This window comes from Clostridium sp. BNL1100 (assembly GCF_000244875.1).
Lineage (GTDB): Bacteria > Bacillota > Clostridia > Acetivibrionales > DSM-1351 > Ruminiclostridium.
Map to the genome: position 1 here is coordinate 3087773 of NC_016791.1, position 19941 is coordinate 3107713.

The 19941-nt window shown below is 36.5% G+C and carries 19 protein-coding genes; all 19 read right to left on the minus strand.

The annotated features are described in order from the left end of the window. The 19 genes from CLO1100_RS13075 to spoVAC all read right to left on the minus strand — a co-directional run bounded on the left by CLO1100_RS13075 (window position 1) and on the right by spoVAC (window position 19937). The gene (locus CLO1100_RS13075) at window positions 1-2202 is read right to left on the minus strand and encodes a peptidase domain-containing ABC transporter (protein ID WP_014314227.1); all 2202 of its coding nucleotides are present in this window, start codon (window positions 2200-2202) and stop codon (window positions 1-3) included. Between the two features lie 233 nt (window positions 2203-2435). After that, window positions 2436-2834: a hypothetical protein gene (locus CLO1100_RS13080; protein WP_014314228.1), complete on the minus strand. Its 399-nt coding sequence runs from the start codon at window positions 2832-2834 to the stop codon at window positions 2436-2438. A 10-nt stretch (window positions 2835-2844) separates the two neighbouring features. Then, window positions 2845-3102 (minus strand): hypothetical protein, encoded by a 258-nt coding sequence (locus CLO1100_RS13085; protein ID WP_014314229.1) that lies wholly within the window; start codon window positions 3100-3102, stop codon window positions 2845-2847. A 46-nt stretch (window positions 3103-3148) separates the two neighbouring features. After that, window positions 3149-3304, minus strand: coding sequence for a hypothetical protein (locus tag CLO1100_RS20835; RefSeq protein WP_014314230.1), 156 nt, complete (start codon window positions 3302-3304; stop codon window positions 3149-3151). Between the two features lie 130 nt (window positions 3305-3434). Then, a complete protein-coding gene (locus tag CLO1100_RS13090; RefSeq protein ID WP_014314231.1) occupies window positions 3435-4763 on the minus strand; it encodes a GHKL domain-containing protein in 1329 nt (442 codons plus the stop codon). Next, the gene (locus CLO1100_RS13095; protein WP_014314232.1) at window positions 4757-5461 is read right to left on the minus strand and encodes a LytTR family DNA-binding domain-containing protein; all 705 of its coding nucleotides are present in this window, start codon (window positions 5459-5461) and stop codon (window positions 4757-4759) included. Before CLO1100_RS13095 ends, CLO1100_RS13090 begins: the two co-directional genes overlap by 7 nt. 86 nt (window positions 5462-5547) lie before the next feature. Then, the gene (gene secA2, locus CLO1100_RS13100) at window positions 5548-7857 is read right to left on the minus strand and encodes an accessory Sec system translocase SecA2 (protein WP_014314233.1); all 2310 of its coding nucleotides are present in this window, start codon (window positions 7855-7857) and stop codon (window positions 5548-5550) included. Between the two features lie 20 nt (window positions 7858-7877). Next, complete coding sequence (locus CLO1100_RS13105) at window positions 7878-9071, minus strand: galactokinase (RefSeq protein ID WP_014314234.1); 1194 nt, start codon at window positions 9069-9071, stop codon at window positions 7878-7880. Next, window positions 9068-10621, minus strand: coding sequence for a UDP-glucose--hexose-1-phosphate uridylyltransferase (locus CLO1100_RS13110; RefSeq protein WP_014314235.1), 1554 nt, complete (start codon window positions 10619-10621; stop codon window positions 9068-9070). Before CLO1100_RS13110 ends, CLO1100_RS13105 begins: the two co-directional genes overlap by 4 nt. A gap of 175 nt (window positions 10622-10796) precedes the next feature. Further along, window positions 10797-11984 (minus strand): enoyl-ACP reductase FabV, encoded by a 1188-nt coding sequence (fabV, locus tag CLO1100_RS13115; RefSeq protein ID WP_014314236.1) that lies wholly within the window; start codon window positions 11982-11984, stop codon window positions 10797-10799. A gap of 148 nt (window positions 11985-12132) precedes the next feature. Beyond that, the gene (locus tag CLO1100_RS13120) at window positions 12133-13158 is read right to left on the minus strand and encodes a hypothetical protein (RefSeq protein WP_014314237.1); all 1026 of its coding nucleotides are present in this window, start codon (window positions 13156-13158) and stop codon (window positions 12133-12135) included. A gap of 273 nt (window positions 13159-13431) precedes the next feature. Further along, window positions 13432-14442: a type I glyceraldehyde-3-phosphate dehydrogenase gene (gene gap, locus CLO1100_RS13125; protein ID WP_014314238.1), complete on the minus strand. Its 1011-nt coding sequence runs from the start codon at window positions 14440-14442 to the stop codon at window positions 13432-13434. 147 nt (window positions 14443-14589) lie between these two features. After that, entirely contained in the window at window positions 14590-15495 is a 906-nt protein-coding gene (locus tag CLO1100_RS13130) for a DUF2156 domain-containing protein (protein WP_014314239.1), read from the minus strand. 32 nt (window positions 15496-15527) lie between these two features. Beyond that, window positions 15528-16640 carry a M20/M25/M40 family metallo-hydrolase gene (locus CLO1100_RS13135; protein WP_014314240.1) on the minus strand — a complete coding sequence of 371 codons (1113 nt, stop codon included), beginning with the start codon at window positions 16638-16640 and terminating at the stop codon, window positions 15528-15530. Between the two features lie 81 nt (window positions 16641-16721). Beyond that, entirely contained in the window at window positions 16722-17216 is a 495-nt protein-coding gene (trmL, locus tag CLO1100_RS13140; protein ID WP_014314241.1) for a tRNA (uridine(34)/cytosine(34)/5-carboxymethylaminomethyluridine(34)-2'-O)-methyltransferase TrmL, read from the minus strand. Between the two features lie 127 nt (window positions 17217-17343). Next, a complete protein-coding gene (locus CLO1100_RS13145) occupies window positions 17344-17808 on the minus strand; it encodes a chemotaxis protein CheX (RefSeq protein WP_014314242.1) in 465 nt (154 codons plus the stop codon). Window positions 17809-18009: 201 nt separating this feature from the next. Beyond that, entirely contained in the window at window positions 18010-18366 is a 357-nt protein-coding gene (spoVAE, locus tag CLO1100_RS13150; RefSeq protein WP_014314243.1) for a stage V sporulation protein AE, read from the minus strand. A 25-nt stretch (window positions 18367-18391) separates the two neighbouring features. Further along, entirely contained in the window at window positions 18392-19411 is a 1020-nt protein-coding gene (spoVAD, locus tag CLO1100_RS13155) for a stage V sporulation protein AD (RefSeq protein ID WP_014314244.1), read from the minus strand. Between the two features lie 82 nt (window positions 19412-19493). Beyond that, window positions 19494-19937, minus strand: a complete 444-nt coding sequence (spoVAC, locus tag CLO1100_RS13160) for a stage V sporulation protein AC (protein ID WP_014314245.1) — start codon at window positions 19935-19937, stop codon at window positions 19494-19496. Window positions 19938-19941: the final 4 nt, after the last annotated feature.

Consider the following 19941-nt stretch of genomic DNA (forward strand, 5'->3'; position numbering starts at 1 on the left):
CTAAAGTCCCCCTCCTGTCATTGAATATGTAGCTGTTTCGGGCAACTGGCCCTTCCATAATTCAAAATATTTACCTCCAAGTTCCATAAGTTCCTGATGGCTACCCTGTTCAATAATACTGCCTTCCTCCATTACATATATCCTGTCACAGCGTTTAATGGTGCTTAATCTGTGGGCTATTATAATGGTAGTTACACCGCTGCACACGGTCTCCAGTGTTTCTTCAATGGCCCTTTCGGTAATCGAATCCAGATTGCTGGTGGCTTCGTCCATTATAAATATGTCAGGTTTTTTTAAAATTGCTCTGGCTATTGCAAGCCTTTGCTTTTGCCCTCCCGATAAATTTGTTCCATTTTCTTCAAGATAAGTTTCATACCGCAATGGAAGCTTGTTTATAAAATCATGTGCCTGTGCCATTCTGCATGCATCAATTATTTGCTCCATATCAGTATTTTGGCTACCCAAGGTAAGATTTTCCCGGATTGTTCCGCTGAACATAAAAATATCCTGAGAAATGTAGGCAAGCTTTTCTCTGAGAGACTCAAAGGATATATCCTTTATATTATAGTCTTTTATCGTGATCTCACCTTTTTCCCATGTATATAGATTTAATAAAAGCTTGACCAGCGTAGTTTTACCTGATCCGCTTTCCCCTACCAAAGCAATTTTTTCACCCTGCTTTATTTTAAAATCAATATTTTTTAATACCAGAGAACGTGTTCCATACCTGAAATCAACATTTTTAAAGGAAATATCTCCCTTTAGATCAACAGGTTTTATTTTTTCGCCTTCATTTTGGCACTTTTCCAATTCAAGGTCAAAAATTTCTCCGAGTCGGTCTGATGCTACTATTGCGGTTTGCAACATTGGCTGTAGATTGATGAGGTTTTTTATGGGATCAAGAAAATATCCCAGCAGCGCATTAAAAGTTAAAAGCTGCCCTACGGACATGCTGCCCTTAATTACATTCCATGCACCCGCCCACAAGATAACTATGCCTCCAGCCAGTGCAGCAAAGGATGTAATTGATGAACGTACATTATTAATTATACCGCCTTTGAATATAGAGCGGAGCAGCTTTACAAACCTTGTTTCGGTTTTTAGTGCTGCTTCGCCCTCAGCATTAAAGGACTTTACAGTTTCGATACCATTCAACGATTCAACAAGATAAGAGGTAAGTTGCGCATTCTCCTCCATCTGCTCCTGATTTATTTTCTTTATTGGTTTGTTAAATGCAAAAACAATAACTCCATATATTACCCCTATAATGGCTGCTATTAAAAAAAGTGTAGAATTCTGTGTATATAGTATGATTGCTCCTGCCAGCGCCATCAGCGTGTCAATCATAATTGTAAGAGTAGCACCTGAAATTGCATCCCTTACCTTTGATGCATCCATAAATCTTGAAACAATTTCTCCGACCTTCCTTGTACCGAAGAAATTCATAGGAAGTCCAAGAACATGCTGATAGTAGCCCAATATGAGAGGGATATCTATTTTCTGTGACAGATACAGTATCATATGAGACCTGAAAGCTCCCAACAAGGTCTGAAAAAGGTAAAGCAGAATTATGCCTATGGAAATTACATGAAGGGTTTTTTCAAGGTTGTATTGCAGAATATCATCAATTAAAAATTTAAAATAAAATGAACCTAGAATTCCTAACACCGTATATACTAAAGATGTTAAAAAAATATTTATTAAGAGCTTCTTTTGTGGGAGAAGCAGATTGAAAAATCGTGAAAACAGACCTTTTGTTTCATTCCCTTTGCTAAAGGAAACATTGGGAACCATCAGAACAAGTACACCTGTCCATATTTTAAAAAAATCCTCCGGTGTGTACTCTAACATACCCCTTCCCGGGTCAGCAACCAAAACCTTTTTTTTAGTTATTTTATGTATTACAACATAGTGCAATAACGTTCCGTCAACTACAACATGGGCTATGCACGGTAGCGGAAACTCAGAAAAAAAGGCCTCCTGATTGCCCTTCACTCCTTTTGCTGTGAAACCCAGACTTTCAGCTGCCTTTATCAATCCATATGCATTTGTACCTTGTTTGTCGGTGCCAGCCGTTTCTCTTATCTTTGTTATTGATGTTTTAAATCCATATTGCTTACTTATAGTTGCAAGACATGCTGCACCGCAATCAGTGATATCATGCTGCTTGACACAATAATAGCGTTTAAATGGGGTATTCATTTTTCGACTCTCCAATTTTACTATTTAATTACATAGTTTAACATATTTGATGAATTTATAGAAGAAAAACTTCAATTTTTGTAAAATTACTCATTGAAAGATGAAAGGCATTCAGCTTCTATTATTAGAAACCTGAACGCCTTTTCAATGAATACAATATAAGTTGTAAATAGAAATGAATATCGGTAAAACCGATACTTCGGAAAAGCTTAATAAATTAAACACATCATATTTCAAGCAAGAAGGAAATCCTTTTGCTGTGAGCTCCTGGATAGTTTGTCGTAGATATTCCAGCACAAAAAATTATGGATTTTGCTTGTTTCCTTTTCACTTTCTTTTGAAATACATACCGCATTAACCATATGAAAAATAGGTTTAAAAACATATTCACTCGATATAGTTATCCTTTTTGGTAGCGGGACAAGTATTTCCATATCTATCAAAGGTACTCCATTTTGCATTTCTATTGAAAATGTTACCGTTGTTATTGATCCAGATTTTTTTAAACCGTTATCTTTAAGAAATTTTTTTAGCTTAATAATTTCGAAAATGACCTCTTGACTTGTCATTTTTTTTCTTAAAGTAAGAACATTTCTTAATCGATAGTCCTTTTCTACTGCTGATAATGCCATTTTAAATACCTCATTTGCCAAATTTATTTAATGCTCCTATTATTACGTTGATTATTGCAGCAGCCAGAAAAATACTAGAAAGTATAATACCTACAACTGCCATCCACCTTTTAGTTGATTTTATACCGAGTATCCCCAATATCAGTCCTACAATTGAAACCGGAATCCCTATAATAGGCAACAACCAAGCCACGGTATCAACTATACCCAATATAAATGAAGTACGAGCTTTATCCATACAATCCGGTTCATTATTTGAAAAAGACAAACCTACAATTTATTCCACCTTCTATTCGTAACAAAATTGATAGACATTAAAAATAGTCTATAATTTTAATAATACCTATAATAATAGTTGTAATGCATTGCCTAGGCGAATCGATTCCCCCATCTACGTACATAGCCTCATCGTTTTCCAAAACTTCAAATTGATCTGCCTTAATATCCATACAAACGTTTTTCTTACTCATAAAAACCCTCCTTAAAAAAAACTGTATTTGGCAATGTCTCAACTTCAACCAAATACAGTTTATTATATTTACAGTTATATTCAATATTTTTTGCACAACATGTCTGTATAATGTCATAAAATGCATATAATCATATTTTTATATTAAGTAATATTTCCAGCTTGAATACTTTATTTTCACATATGGTGCTCAGGCTACCACCATATTTTCCCACACTATCATTGATATTTTTAAGTCCAAAGCCGTGTTGTTCCTTGTTTTGTTTTGTAGTTTCAATCTCTTTTCCTGTAATTTTTATATCCTTTTCAACTGAATTTTCCATTAGAATAAACAGGCATTTACCTTGAATGTAGGTGGAAACCTTGATAAACCGCTCAGAATCATCGGATTTCACAGCTGCTTCTATAGCATTATCCAGAGCATTTGAAAAAATTGTACTGATATCAAATGGATTTATAAAGTTTTCCCTTGGCAATATCCCGGAAAAATCAAATTTTATTCCCAAGTTATGTGCCATCTTATTCTTTTCGTTTAATATTGCATCTGTGATACTATTACCACTGCTTATTTCAAGGTCAAGTCCACGCATAGTATCCTCAATTTCGTCAAGCAGTTCCTTTGCTTCATCAATATCATTATTTTCAATCAGGGTCCTAATCAATCTTAAGTGATTTTTCATATCATGCTTTAGCTTTCTGGTTTCCTGGTTTTTACTCATTATCTGTTCGTAATGATTGAACTGGGTTCGTAGTTGAGCTTCGGACATTTCATTGAGATGTTTATATTTTTTATTAAGAATCATCTTATCAATTAAAATCATTACTATTACGTTGTATATTATAGTACATAAAGATGCAATAAGCAGAAATGCAGAGGTATTTATAGGGATGTTTACAAAATTCCTTACTCCCCAGTCGAGAATTGTGATGGTGGCAAAGCTGAAGGCAGGAAGCATGATGAGAATTAAAGTCTGTACAGATGATAATATATTTATTTTCAATGTTGTATTTGTAGCAAAGTTTTTCATCAGAATATATAAAAGTATGAACAGTATTAGCTTGATTACTGTAACCCATATTCCTCTTATACCTCCGGATAATGTACTGAAAAACAAATTATAGTTAAATCCCATATTTGTAAAGGAGATAATAAAAATATCAATAACATAGTTAAGGCAAACCGCTGTACAAAATGCAAATATTTTGTGTGCAAAGTTCCCTTTAAAAGCAGTAAAAACAAAAATTAGTACAAATAAAGAAGTGATAAAATCAACTAAAAACAAAATAGGAAAAATAATTTTAGCAACTTTAAGTAATCCGTATATAACAAAGTATAATATTACATTTTCTTTGGCTCTTTCGGTAAAATCTAAAAATATTGAAATCATAAAAACAAAAATCAATATTTCAAATATACTTGAAATCAAGTCAATTAGGCTGTTTCCCAAAATTCCTAGCATTTTATATTTCCTTTCATAAACGCCCTGAAAGCCTCCTTGAATGAATTAATCTTTAGTCTGCTGATTAAAACTTTCTGGTTGTTGGTCAAAATAATCTCATTATTTGAAAATTCGCAAACATGCTCAAGATTTACAAGATAACCCTTATGACATCTGAAAAACTGCTTGTTTCTGAGAGAGGCTTCTATTTGATTCATTTTCCCCAAAATCGTAATTGTTCCGTTTTTTGAATGAATGTCAATTTTTCTCCCGTTACACTCAAGGTAGTAAATATCCTCTATTTGAATTCTGAAAGTATGATTGTTACATACCGCTTCAAAATGGGTAGTTTTCCTGTCTATAACTTCATTTATCGCATTTTTGAGAATACTGTTAACTTTGTCTATATCAATGGGTTTTACAATATAGTTGTACGGCTTGACCTGAAAAGAATCAAAAACCATTTCCTTGTGAGATGTAAGAAATATAATCATTCCCTCATAGCCGCCTTTGCGAAGCTCACGGGCTGTTTCAATACCGTTTATTCCGGTCATTTCAATATCCAGTAATACAATATCGTTATATAGATACTTACTGTCAAGCAAATCCTCTCCACAATCATAGGAAAGTACTTCTATATCAGGCCTTATGCCTATTATATTAGCGGCTAATGTTCCAGTAATTTGATTTTCATCATCACAAAGGGAAATTCGTATCATTGTATCACCTGCAAAAAAATATTATGTATATTGTACCATAATTTTCTAATATTCTGAATATTTTTTGTAACAGATGATAAATGCATTTATAATCTGCTGAAAATCGAGAAATTTTTCACTTTAATGCTATCGTTAATTATATAAGTCCAGGTAGCCGACGGGGTTTGCAGTCCCTTATCAGCCAGCTCACTGTCATCCATGGAAAAGTCAGTATTTTCGAGAGCATGGAGTATTTTCCCATCGATTTCTTCCCGGAGTTGTTCAAATTTATTGATACTATGCCTGTTAAACTCGTCCACAGGGTCTTTTCTGCCTGCCGACACCAGATTTATTCCTTCCTTTATGTTTTCGCAGTATTCAAGAAAATCATACCAGACCTCGTCCATACAATTAAGAGATATTTTTCTCTGAATTTCATCAACCCTTTCTTTTCCATACTTACTGCACAGCTCTTTATACAGCTCTTTTTTTTCAATGGACAAAATCCCTGGGACATTGCAAGATAAGACATCAAACCTGCTTTTAAAGAATGTCCTTCTTTGCCATTCAAGCAGATATGAGTATCTTCCCAATGTTTTTCTTATCTCAAAATTCTGACCGTTGACTACTCTCTGTATATGGCATATCAATGACAAAAGCTTACTGTCATCAATTCTTTCCTCTTGTCTGAATCCATAGTATTTTGATGGGATAACTTTTTTAATGCCAAATTGGACTAGTAAATCGTCTTCCAAGCTTATAAAAAAACGTGAAGAGCCGGGGTCACCCTGCCTACCTGCCCTACCCCTCAACTGATTATCTATCCTGACACATTCATTTCTGCTAGTACCTATAACATAAAGGCCTCCCAATTCCAGAACCCTTTTTCTTTCTTCGGGAGAGTCCTCTCCGCCCAGCTTTATGTCCACTCCACGCCCTGCCATATTGGTAGAAACGGTAACAGCTCCAAACCTTCCGGCAAGTGCGATTATTTTAGCTTCCTCTTCATCATTCTTTGCATTTAATACAACACATTCTATCCCCCGTTGTTTGAGCATAGCTGCCAGCATCTCGGACTCCTTTATGCTGGAAGTCCCTATAAGTACAGGACGCCCCACATTATGAGAAGTACATACCTCTTTAACTACAGCATTGTATTTTGCTTCTTTATGAGTAAAAACATAATCATCGTTATCAATGCGAATACATTTTTTATTTGGCCGAACAACATATACATCATGTTCATATGTACTCCTGAATTCATCCTCAGACGACTTTGCCGTTGCCGTCATCCCTGAAATTTCAGGATATAAGCTTATGAAATTCTGAATTGATATTTTTCCAAGTATTCTATTACTGGCTGTGCATTTAATTCCGTGAAGAGCTTCCAAGGCCATCTGTAGACCATAATCCCATTTTCTTCTGTCCGCAACTCTACCTGTAAATTCATCAATAATTTCAATCTGTCCTTCTTTAATAATATAATCAATATCTTGTTTTAAAAGGACTTTTGCATGCAGGAGATTGTTAATATCCGTAAGTGTTTCAACGTTCTTACGGCTATACAGATTCCCGCAGCCAAGGTAATTTTCGACTACAGAACTTCCTTTTTCAGTTAAATAAACATTTCTGCTGTTCTCATCAGTCATAAAATCTATATTCCGCCTTAATAACCCTATCAGTTCTAAAAGTCGGTTATCTATTTGGTGTTGAGTCCCAATGCTCCCTGCTATAACCAGAGGTGTTCTGGCTTCATCAATAAGAATTGCGTCTGCCTCGTCAACAATTACACAGTTGAACGGCCTATGTACAATTTCATTTTTATCATAAACTATGGAATCCCTTAAATAATCAAAACCTGCTTCTTTTGGCGTAACATATGTTATGTCAGCCAAATAAGCATTCCTTCTTTGAAACCTGTCCATGTTTTCCTGAATATATGATGCTTTTAATCCCCAAAATTCATATATTTCCTGCATCCATTGGGCATCTCTTTTCGAAAGGTAATCATTAAAAGTAAAGACATGAACACCTTTTCCCATGAGGGCATTTAAAACTGCCGGGAAGACTGCCGCAAGGGTTTTTCCCTCTCCTGTTGGCAGTTCTGCAATTTTTCCAAAATATAGTGCTATTCCCGTCAATAGTTGTGAATCATACGGGTCAAGACATAACACTCGTCTGCATATCTCTTTCGTAATTGCATAGCATTCAGTCATGTATTCGTTAGCAAATTGCCGATTGTCACGAATATTGGAAATATCGTTATTATCAAGATACTGGAAATAGTTTTTTTTATAAGTATTTATTAATTGCTTCAACTCAGAATCAGAAAGTATTGTAAAGTCTTTTTCGTTTATTATGTTAACCAACACTTTGTACTGTGCCGGCTTTATACCTTTTTTTCTTTTTAAAAACATAAAATGCCTCCATTAATAATTTAAGGAGTTATCTCTCTTGCACCGTCACCTGTCTCACTTATATAGAATTCAGGAGTCAAGCCTGTCCGGTCTTTGTAATTCCTGCCAACCTGATTTATAAAAAGTTCAACCTTATCTTCCCGCACTATATTTACATTGCAGCCTCCAAAGCCAGCCCCTGTCATTCTTGCACCAATAACACCATCTACCTTTAAGGCCTCCGCTGTCATAATATCAAGCTCCCTGCCTGTCACTTCATATAAATCCCTGATTGAATCATTTGCCTCCACCATTAATCTTCCCAGTTCATATATATCATTTCTCTGCAAAGCATCTGCTGCTTTCAGTACTCTGGCATTTTCACCTATAACGTGAGTTACCCTTTTTCTGATTACTTCATTTTTTATTTTTGATTTATATTGTTCAAACTCATCTAATGTTATATCACACAGGTTATTTTTGTCAGTCATATATTGCCTTAGTATTCTTAAACCCTCGGCACATTCACTGACTCTTTCATTATATTTCGATTCTCCAAGTGCACGCTTTTTCTTTGTATTTCCAAGAACAATCCTGAACCCATCAAGTTTAAGAGGTAAATATTTATATTTTAATCCCCCACAGTCCAGCAGGATTGCATGTTCCTTTCTTCCCATGGCGGAAGCAAACTGATCCATAATTCCACAGCTGACCCCGCAGAATTCATTTTCAGTCTTTTGGCCTAATACCGCCATTTCCACCATATCTACATGCTTATTAATGTCATTTGCCTCGTTGCCCAGCGTCACCAGTGTAACTGCAGTAACCAGTTCTATAGCGGCTGATGAAGAAAGTCCCGACCCCAGAGGTACCGTATCATGAAACAGCATATCTACCCCTGTGAGGCTGTAGCCTGCCTTCTGAAGCATAAATGCCACTCCTGCCTGATAATTCCCCCATTTCAATTCTTTTGCACTCTCAAGGTCACCCAGACTGATTTCAACCCTATTCGGCAAATCGGTTGCCGCAAGACCCAGAACATTTTTTCCGTTTGGCCGTGCTATTACAGTTGAATCCAGACTTAATGCTGCCGGAAGTACATATCCTCCGCAATAGTCAATATGTTCCCCGATAAGATTTACCCTGCCGGGTGCGGAAAAAATTCGTAAATCCTCTTTTTCTCCTCCGTAAATATGGCAAAACTTATCTTTCAGTTCATCATAGTTCTTGTTCATATATTAAGCTCCAATTCCATTGATTTCAAAAATCTGCTAAAGGCTTCATGTCCCTTTTCATCCTGTTTAAACACTCCTGCATGCTCCAGACAAATTTCAAATTTTTTACCTGTTTCATTCTTAAGCGCCCGGTCTGCGTCATCCTCGGACATAGACATCCCGTACTTTGAAATAAGCTGCTCAATCCAGTTTTTGTGTTTGAAAAGGATATTGTCACTATCATAAATACTGTCTGTATCCGAATTACCCACCAGAATTTCTTTTATCTTAATGATTTCATTTTCTAGTCTACCCGGCAGTATTGCCAAACCCATTACCTCAATTAATCCGATATTCTCCTTCTTTATATGATGGATTTCCTTATGAGGATGAAAAATACCATCGGGATGTTCCTCTGTAGTTCTATTGTTCCTCAATACTAAATCGAGCCCATATCTACCCGATTCATTTATTCTTGCAATAGGAGTTATTGTATTATGAGGAACCCTGCCCTCCTCAGTGTCCGTACATGCTAAAACTTCCACGCTTTCGTCACTATAGCCTTTCCAACAGGTCAGAACATAATCAGAAAACTCAACTAATTCATCTATTCTCTCACAGGATAAACGGATAACCGACAGGGGCCATTTTACCAAACCAATGTCTACATTTTTGAATTTATCTGATTTATATTTTGCAGTTATAGGTGCCTTTTGCATTGGAAACAGGTAATTTCCGCCCTGAAAATGGTTATGGCTTAATATAGAGCCTCCAACAATTGGCAGGTCTGCATTTGAGCCACAAATGTAATGAGGGAACTGTCTAACAAATTCCAACAGCAATTGGAAGGTCATTTTTGAAATAAACATAGGCTCATGTGTTTCACTTAAAACTATGCAATGCTCATTGTAATAGACATATGGAGAGTATTGCAAATACCATTGTTCCCCGCAAAGGGTCACCGGTATAAGCCTATGAGTCAGTCTTGGAGGAAAATTAATCCTCCCTGCATATCCTATGTTTTCTATGCATAGCATGCATTCAGGATAATTGCTTTGGGGCTGAAGTCTTTCCATGGCAATGGTTTTGGGGTCCTTTTCCGGCTTGGTCAGATTAATGGTAATTTCCAGCTTTCCGTATTTTGATTCGTTAACCCATTTAATGTTCTTTGCTATCTGAGATGTTCTTATATAATTTGATGCAAGGCACAAATCATAAAAATAGTCTGTTGCAGCTTTCATAGACTGTTTTTCAGCCAAATCCGTAAAATTTCTTATTATTTCAGACTCTCTGGGCATCATTGTCCCCATTATTGCGGTATCAAAAAGTTCACGGCAGACGTAGATGTCTTTGTCAAAGAGTCCTGACTCACCGGCATAATCCACGATTCTTTCAAGTATTTCCCAGGGATATTTCATATATTCATCCGGTATTTTACCGTAAAATGGCTCTTTGAGTTTTAGTAAATCCAGAAGCTTATTTCTGGCAATAATTTTATCTAATTTATCTATCATTCCATGTCTTTCACCAAATTGAAGAAGTCGCTCAATCTCATAAGCAGGATTAATCAATGCTCTGCCCCCTTTTGCCCGTCTATTACTTCAACAAAAATGTACATTCAGATTATTTATTTTATTATATATCACTATACCACCGTTTTATAGAAAAATTTTCATAAAAAAAGCATAAAACCGGAACAACTGCACTATGCAGAATTTAACCGGTTTTATGCTTTTTAACAATAGTTTAATCTATGGCTTCAATACTTGCTTCTATGTCAACATCGGCGCTATAGTCAACACCTTCAAACTCAAAGCCGAAAAGTCTGAAAAACTCTTTTCTGTAGCCTTCAATATCAGTAATGTCTTTTACATTATCGTTATTAGCTTCATTCCAGAGTTTTGTTACCGCAGCCTGAACCTCTGGAAGCATTTCCAAATCATCCATACAGATTCTGCCCTTGCTGTCTAGTTTCAAGTCCCCTGAATAGAGCCTGTCACTGAACATTCTGTACATTTGTTCAATACAGCCCTCATGAATATTTTTTTCTTTCATTACTTTAAATAATGCACTAATATAAAGAGATATAACAGGTATGGCTGCGCTAGCTTGAGTTACAACCGCCTTATTAATGGAAACATAAGCTTTTCCGCCGATACCCTTAAGATTCTCGTTAATTTTTGCCACAGTAGCCTCAAGGTCATCCTTGGCTTTTCCGATAGTTCCCTCTCTGTAAACAGAATGAGTCATTTCAGGGCCTACGTAGGAATATGCAAGTGTAATTGCATTTTTCTCAAGAACATCAGCATTTTTCAGTGCATCCATCCACATTGCCCAGTCCTCTCCACCCATTACTGCAATAGTTTGTCTTATTTCATCTTCGTTAGCAGGCTCAATAGTTATTTCAGAAACAAGTTGTGTATGAAAGTCTACCGTTTTCGATGTATAAGTTGATCCAATCGGCTTTATAACCGAATTGAATACCTCACCGGTTACAGGATGTGTCCTTCTTGGAGAAGCCAAACTGTAAACTACCATGTCTATCTTACCAAGGTCTTTTTTTATCAAATCTATAGTTTTCTGCTTTATTTCATTTGAAAAGGCATCACCGTTTATACTTTTTGCATACAGGCCTTCTTCTTGCGCTATTTTTTCAAAAGCAGCTGAATTGTACCATCCTGCAGAGGCTGTTTTATTTTTGGATGAAGGCCTTTCAAAGAATATACCGATTGTGGCTGCTCCGCACCCAAAGGCAGCAGTTATTCTGGATGCCAATCCATAGCCTGTCGAAGCTCCAATAACCAGTACTTTTTTAGCACCATTTACCTTTTTCTGATTTTTAACATACTCAACCTGTTGCCTGACACTATATTCACAGCCGGCAGGGTGAGATGTTGTACAAATGAATCCACGGAATTTAGGTGTAACTATCATAAAATCCTCCTTGAATTTCAGCTTTATATATCATAAGCCGGATTAATGCTTAACATACTATTTTTTAGTCTACACTGTATATTATAGCACAGTATGAAGTGATTTAAAACTAGATATTAATACTTGGTACTAATTATTATCACTTTACTTATTCAAAAGACACATAATAGCTTCCACAATTGCCTCCAGGCAACATAAATTTAAAATTCGCAGTTTGTCCATACCCCAAATCCTCTGTCCAGAACATACCCGTTGTAATCTTTTCACCAACCATCCAAGGGCCATTGTTGACGCTGTAAACAAGTGTTGCATATGGCCTGTCCTGGCTCCACTTGGGATTTATTATTATTTTCTTATTAGAAGCATGGTTTATTGTTATATTGTATACAACACCATAGTTTCCGGCGTGGTATTTTGATGCACCCGGTTTTGAGTTTATTACACCGTCGTACTCATATGTATTAAGTGACTGAGGCCATTCACACAGGTTTGTTAAGTTACTTGAATCTGCATCAAGTGTAACATTTTTCTCGGTATAACCCAATTCACCGCAAAAACCATGTCCTACCCCCTTTACCGGAAGCGTTTCTTTGAAAACATCCTCAGCAGTTTTAGATTGTCCGGCTGCAAATACTCTCAACCAGACTCCAAATTTCTGATTGGATTTAAACTGAGCTCTACCATACACAAATTCAGAAAATCCGGGTGTAAATCTGAAGTCATCTGACCATACTATTTTCTTTTCTCCCGGATTAAGTATGACAGTCTGATATTTTGCCTTCTGAAAGTTTTTTAGCACCTGTGAAGTGTCTTCAATAACAGCGAAATTATATCCGTCCAGCGTTGCAGTACAACTTCCTTTATATGTTATTTTTGCGGGCTTTGGACCTTTGTTCATTATCGCCACTCCGACTCTGCAGGCTCCTGCATTTGACCAAGCGTTATACAAATGGTGATAAAATTCAACGTCCTTATAAGAATTTCCAAGGTTTGTACCATACAAATATACCAAATCCCCCGCATTAAGGCCAAAGGACTCCGGATTATTAACATAAATTAAATGGTTTCCACTGCTTGAAAACGTTGAACCGGTTAATGCATATGATGTAAAGCTAAAAAATAAACATAAGGTAAAAATAATGCAAATAAGCCTGATTAAGTTTGTTTTTTTCATTTGTTCCTCCTGCACCGGCAAAGATTAAGCCTAGCAGGCAGACACCTGTAGGCTTATCAGCTCTGAATCCGTATTTAATAAATTATTTATGTTAAGTATAAGCAAAAAATGGAAATTTAACAAGTTGTATTTTTAATGATATTATTTATTTAAAGAAATTAGGGCGAGAATACTCTTTATTCCGACATAGTATGCAGGATAACAAAAAAAGACCCGTCAGGAAAACCTGTCGGGTCTTTTTTGTGCACTTCACAGTGCTTATTTTATAATTAATTATTTAGCATCAACAGTAGCCATATGCTCAATAAGGTTAACAACTTTGTTTGAATAACCCCATTCATTGTCATACCATGATACTAACTTAACGAAGTTTCCGTTCAATGCGATACCAGCTTCAGCATCGAATATTGAAGTACGTGCATCGTGGATGAAGTCAGTTGAAACAACTGCATCTTCAGTGTATCCGAGGATACCCTTGAGGTTAGTTTCTGAAGCAGTCTTAACAGCTGCTTTGATTTCTTCATAAGTAGCTGATTTTTCAAGACGAACTGTGAGGTCAACAACTGAAACGTCAGCTGTAGGAACTCTGAAAGCCATACCAGTTAATTTTCCGTTCAATTCTGGAATAACCTTTCCAACTGCTTTTGCAGCACCAGTTGATGAAGGAATGATGTTTCCGAGGATTGATCTTCCGCCTCTCCAGTCTTTCATTGAAGGAGCGTCAACAGTCTTCTGAGTGTTAGTAGCAGCATGAACTGTAGTCATAAGACCTTCTACTATACCGAAGTTGTCGTTGATAACCTTTGCTAAAGGAGCCAAGCAGTTAGTAGTACATGAAGCGTTTGATACAACTGTCATGTCCTTAGTGTACTTGTCATTGTTAACGCCCATTACGAACATTGGAGCGTCAGCTGAAGGAGCACTGATAACAACTTTCTTTGCTCCACCCTTGATGTGAGCTGAAGCCTTTTCAGTAGTAGTGAATACACCTGTTGATTCAACAACATAATCAGCACCACAAGCGCCCCAAGCTATAACTGTAGGATCTTTTTCAGCAAATACTGCGATTTCTTTTCCGTTAACAACTAATTTGCCATCTTTTACATCTACAGTTCCTTCGAATTTACCATGAACTGTGTCGTAAGTAAGCATATATTTCATGTACTCGAGATCGATGAATGGATCATTGATTCCCTTTACTTCTACATTAGGGTTGTTTATTGCAGCCCTGAAAACAAGACGTCCAATACGTCCAAAACCATTAATACCCATTTTTACTGCCATTGGTGTTACCTCCTAAGTTTTTTATTAATTAGTCAAGCAAATTAATGCTTATCGACAAAAGAATTGGTTTCCTTTTCCTAAACCAAAATAATTCTATAATATTTCAAAAACATTTTCAATAGTATATACGCTTAATTTAATAATTATTTAACAAACTTCTATTGTGTATTTTTCAATCAAGTGATCAGGATTATAGGATAATTTGGCCTTTCTTAACCCTGCAATTCCCATGTCCTGTTCTCTATTTACATACTCCATATGGAGCCATTGATTGTTTATAAACTGCTGATTTATCATTGTGTAAACACCGTGAATTTCAGCGTTTGCCTTTTCAACATGAATTACTGCGGTATTTTTATTAAGTTGTTCTCCAACCGTAAAAGCCTGTGCTTCACCGTTAACCCTGATTAATCCGCCTTTTAAGCGAAGTATTCCGTAGTTGTCAAGGAGTTCATGGTTTGCGATTCTTTCATGAGAAAGGCTTTCATCATCTGATCTCTGATGATACCATTTTTCTACTATATTCTTGCAATCCTGTATATTTGCCAGTGTTATTTCTTCATACTCATGGCTGTAAAGTTTCTTGAACCTGTTAATATGGTTTCTCTTGCCGTCAAGCTTCTTTCCAGCCAATGTTGACAAACTTTTCACAGTATACACATAATCAGCATTGTCTCTATCTTCTGTAGAGTTATACTCGATTCCAATTTCGTCAAGAATTTCCCTCTGCTGTTTGGTTACTCTTGAGAATATTAAATTCCATCCCTCTGAAGCAAAATACTCCTTTATTAAGTATATAGTCTTTTTTAATTCTTCACCTTTTTTGTAATCTCCTACAGGAAAAAAGCAAAAAGGTTTTAAATCATCCCTTACTGACATTATGCATAAAAAATCATTTATTATTCCGAATCTTATTTTATAGTGGTCCTTCCACATGAAAAAGTTTGTAAAACTCATTTCAGATGCAAGGACATCGGCTGTTTCAAAATATTTATCGAAACACTCCTTGTCGTTAATAGATATTTCCTTATCTATTAAAGTAGTTTGCAACATATATATCCCCCTGTTAGCTGCCTCGTTGTCAGTTATTTGACGTTTTGTATAATTGCAGTAAGATAAGTAGCGGCATCTATCATATCCTTTATTGATATCTGTTCTTTAACACTGTGTACATTGGTCATACCAACGCTCAAATCAACTGCTTCAATTCCTTTTGAATTAAAAATGTTTGTGTCACTACCGCCTCCGGTAACTACTGTCTCAAATTCAATACCGCAGTCTTCCGCTGCTGACTTCATTATACTTATAATTCCAGAATTCATCGGTAAATTGTAAGCAAGATATTCCACTTCATAGTCAAATTCAACCTGTCCGCCGAATTTTTCTGCAGCCTGTACAAAACAGTCTTTCATATGATCTGTCTGCGCCTGCAGCTTATCCTGCTGTCTGCTTCTGGCTTCACCTTCAATCTCAACTCTGTCGCATACAATGTTTGTAGCTGTTCCGCCGTGAATTACACCAATGTTTGCCGTTGTTTCCTCATCAATTCTTCCAAGTTTCATGTTTGCCATAGCGTGAGCCATAATTGTAAATGCGCTTATTCCGTTTTCCGGCTCCATACCGGCATGAGCAGCTTTACCTTTTATTACCACATTTATCTTGTGGTGTGAAGGAGCTTTTACTGCCGCACAGCCTATCCTTCCGTCGCTGTCCAGAATGAATCCGTATTTTGCGTGTATTTTGCTGTAGTCCAGGTTTTTTGCACCAAGTAATCCGATTTCTTCAGCTACTGTGAATACTATCTGTATATCACCGTGAGGAATGTTTTCCTCTTTGAGAATCTTCATTGTCTCGAGTATAATTGCTATCCCGGAAGCATCATCACCACCCAGAATTGTTGTTCCATCGGTTTTGATTATATCTCCGTCCACAATGGCTTTTTTCCCAATTCCGGGAACTACAGTGTCCATATGTGCCCCAAGCAAAATAGCAGGTACATTCTTGTTTCCTTTAACGGTGCATATTATATTTCCGCTGTTTCCACCAATTTTCTCTCCTGCATTGTCCTCTACAGGCATATATCCCATATTTTCGAGCTTTCGCTTCAGTATATCGCACATTTGTCTTTCTTTTCCCGATAAGCTATCTATCTTTACCAATTCGAAAAATTCATCAACAAGTCTGGTTCTATTAACCATTTTAACCCTTTCTTAGGTTGCACAATTTTATTATACTTTTTTAATATACCCATTTTTTTAAGGTTAAACACCATAATATTTTTACCACTCGTATTTTACCATATGTCCCTCAAGCTTCATTTCTTTGAAATTCTGCTGTCTTAGTGCCTCATATAAAACGATTGCAACAGAATTTGAAAGATTAAGAGACCTGATGCTGTTTTTCATAGGTATTCTTATGCAATACTCCTTATTCTCTCTCAACAGTTCCTCGGGAAGGCCTGCTGTTTCCTTTCCGAACAGAATAAAACTATCGTCATCAAACTGTACGTCACAGTAGTTATTTACTGCTTTAGTGGTTGAATAATAGAAGGTTTTTCCCGGGAACTTTTCAAAAAACTCGTCAAGGCTGTTATAATACCTCACATCCGCCTCGTCCCAGTAGTCAAGTCCGGCTCTTTTCAGGTATTTATCCTCTATGGAAAATCCAAGAGGCCCCACAAGATGCAGCACAGTTCCCGTTGCTGCACAGGTTCTCACTATATTTCCGGTATTCTGCGGAATTTCGGGCTCCACCAGTACTATATTAAGTGCCATATTTAATCACATTCCTTTCAGTAACTTATCAAAGAATCTACTAAAATAAACATACAATAAAAAGATGGCTTTACTAACCATCTTTTTATTGTATGTTTATTTATTTTATCATTTTACTTATAATTTCTCAATCCTGAACGGATATATCAATCTCAAGAATCTCATTATCCGACAGATATAAAGGTATACATATTGTCTTCATTTTAGACTGTGAAATCTGCAAATTCTCACCAAGTAGCAATGAAGGAGGGGTGATTTCTATACCTATTCCTTTATTATAAAGTAAAGTGGCTGTATTCCCCAATATCATATTTGTAAGCTCGGACAGTGCACTTTTTGATATTTCATTTAATTCGTCAACAGGCATACCCATCATCATAGCTGAAGCTATTTTAAAGGCTACGTCCTTGGACATTGTAAAAATAGCTTGTCCACGAATTTTACCGGTAATTCCTACAATTATAAGTATCGACTCTCCCTGATAAGGAGAATTTTTCAAAAACACTTTTCCCAACCTAGCATCAACGTTCACAACTTGTTTAAGAACTGTCTGGCTTGCTTCAATAAATGGGTTTATATACTCTATGTTCATAATTCATCCACCTTGTTTTTATGTATTGTTCTTCTACATTCAAAATTTCGTTGATGAGTATAAAAAAATCTTCTTCAATTATAAACAATTTCAAGGTAAAATTCCATATATTTTTTTAAAAAGTAAAAAAAGAGGAATATTTAACTTAGCAAAACTAAAAAAATTACTTTAGCCTTGACCTTAAATATTCCTCTAAAATGTTTATTTTTTTGCTTTCGGTTTAAATATCGCAGCCATCATAAACCCAAAAAATACAGCTGCAGCAAGCCCCGCAGCACCTGCTTTGAATCCTCCAGTAAATGCTCCCAGCAATCCCGTTTCATCCACATCCCTGAACACACCTTTTGCCAGATTATAGCCAAATCCGGTAAGGGGAATAGTGGCACCTGCTCCTCCTATATCAACTATTTTCTGATATATTCCCAAGGATGCCAGTACTACCCCGGCCACTACATAAACTACCAATATACGTGCAGATGTTAATTTCGTTTTGTCTATCAATATTTGACCAATGGCACAAATTATTCCACCGACTATAAAAGCACTCAAGTAAGTCATTATTTCACCTCATTATTTTAACTTGTTAGTTTAATGTTCTGTGGATAGCCACAGCATGTGCTATACCCGGTATGGATTCCTTTTGCTGAGAACTTATAGGACTCATTAATGCCCCTGTAGCAATAAATAATACTCTCTTTAAGTTCCCCTGAGTTAGCTGTTTATATATATGTCCTGCAAGAACCGTTGCCGAACATGCACATCCGCTTCCTCCCGAATGAGTATCCTGCGTTTCTGCATCAAATATCATTACTCCGCAGTCATTAAATCTGGATTCTATATCCAACCCGTTTGACTTCAGCATTTCCTGACAAATTTGTTTTCCAACCTTACCCAAATCACCGGTTACAATAAGATCATAATAATCAGGCTGCAACCCTGTATCCTTAAAGTGAGCGAATATGGTATCCGCTGCTGCCGGAGCCATAGCCGCACCCATATTATTTGCATCTGTTATTCCTAAATCTATAATTTTTCCTGTTGTAATATGCTTAATATACGGGCCGGCACCACTAGAAGACAGTACTACCGCACCGGAACCTGTTACAGTCCACTGTGCAGTGGGGGTTCTCTGACTTCCCAATTCAAGAGGAAACCTAAACTGCTTTTCTGCTGAACAGAAATGGCTGGAGGTCATACATACTATGTTTTCCGCAAAGCCTCCCTCAACCAATAGACTTCCAATGCTCATTGATTCAGCCATGGTTGAGCACGCACCGTATAAACCAAAAAATGGAACTTCAGTTTCTCTTAGTCCGTAGTTTGCTGCTATACACTGGTTTAGAAGATCCCCTGCCAGAACATAATCTATTTGATCATTTGGGAGCTTTGCCTTCTGGAGAACTTTTGCAAAAGCTTCCCTTACAAGCTTACTTTCAGCTTTCTCCCAACTGTCCTCTCCCCATAACTCATCTGGAATAATATAATCAAAGTCGTTTTTTAAAGGGCCCTTACCTTCCTTTGGCCCTACAAATGATGCTGTAGCTTTAATGGAAGGTGGATTTTTTAAAAATACAGTCTGCTTTCCGATATGCTTTTCTGCCATGTTTATTTTATTAGCCTCCTTTAGCCATAGTTATTTCTTTATTTCCCTTCATCCGAACTTTTATGCGGATAAAAGAGGGCTATTAAGTAATAAGGTAGTGTATAATACCTGCAATTATTGATGAACAAATTCCATATACTATTACAGGTCCTGCAACAATAAACATTTTTGCACCCATTCCAAGGACGTATCCTTCGGACTTAAATTCCATAGCAGGAGATACTACAGAGTTTGCAAATCCCGTAATTGGTACTATCGATCCTGCTCCCGCAAACTTGCCTATTTCGTCATAAACGTTAAGTCCCGTTAAAAGCGCTGCCTGAAAAATCATTATAATACTGGTTATGGCGGATACAGCATCATTGTCCAAGCCTCTATTTTTAAGCAAATTAATAAATAGCTGTCCAATATCACATATAATACCTCCAACCAGAAAAGCCTTTAAAACATTTGTAAAAAGTTTAGATTTCGGCGAGACTTCTTCAACGTATTTTGAGTATTGATCCTTGGTAAAACTCTTTTTCATAAAA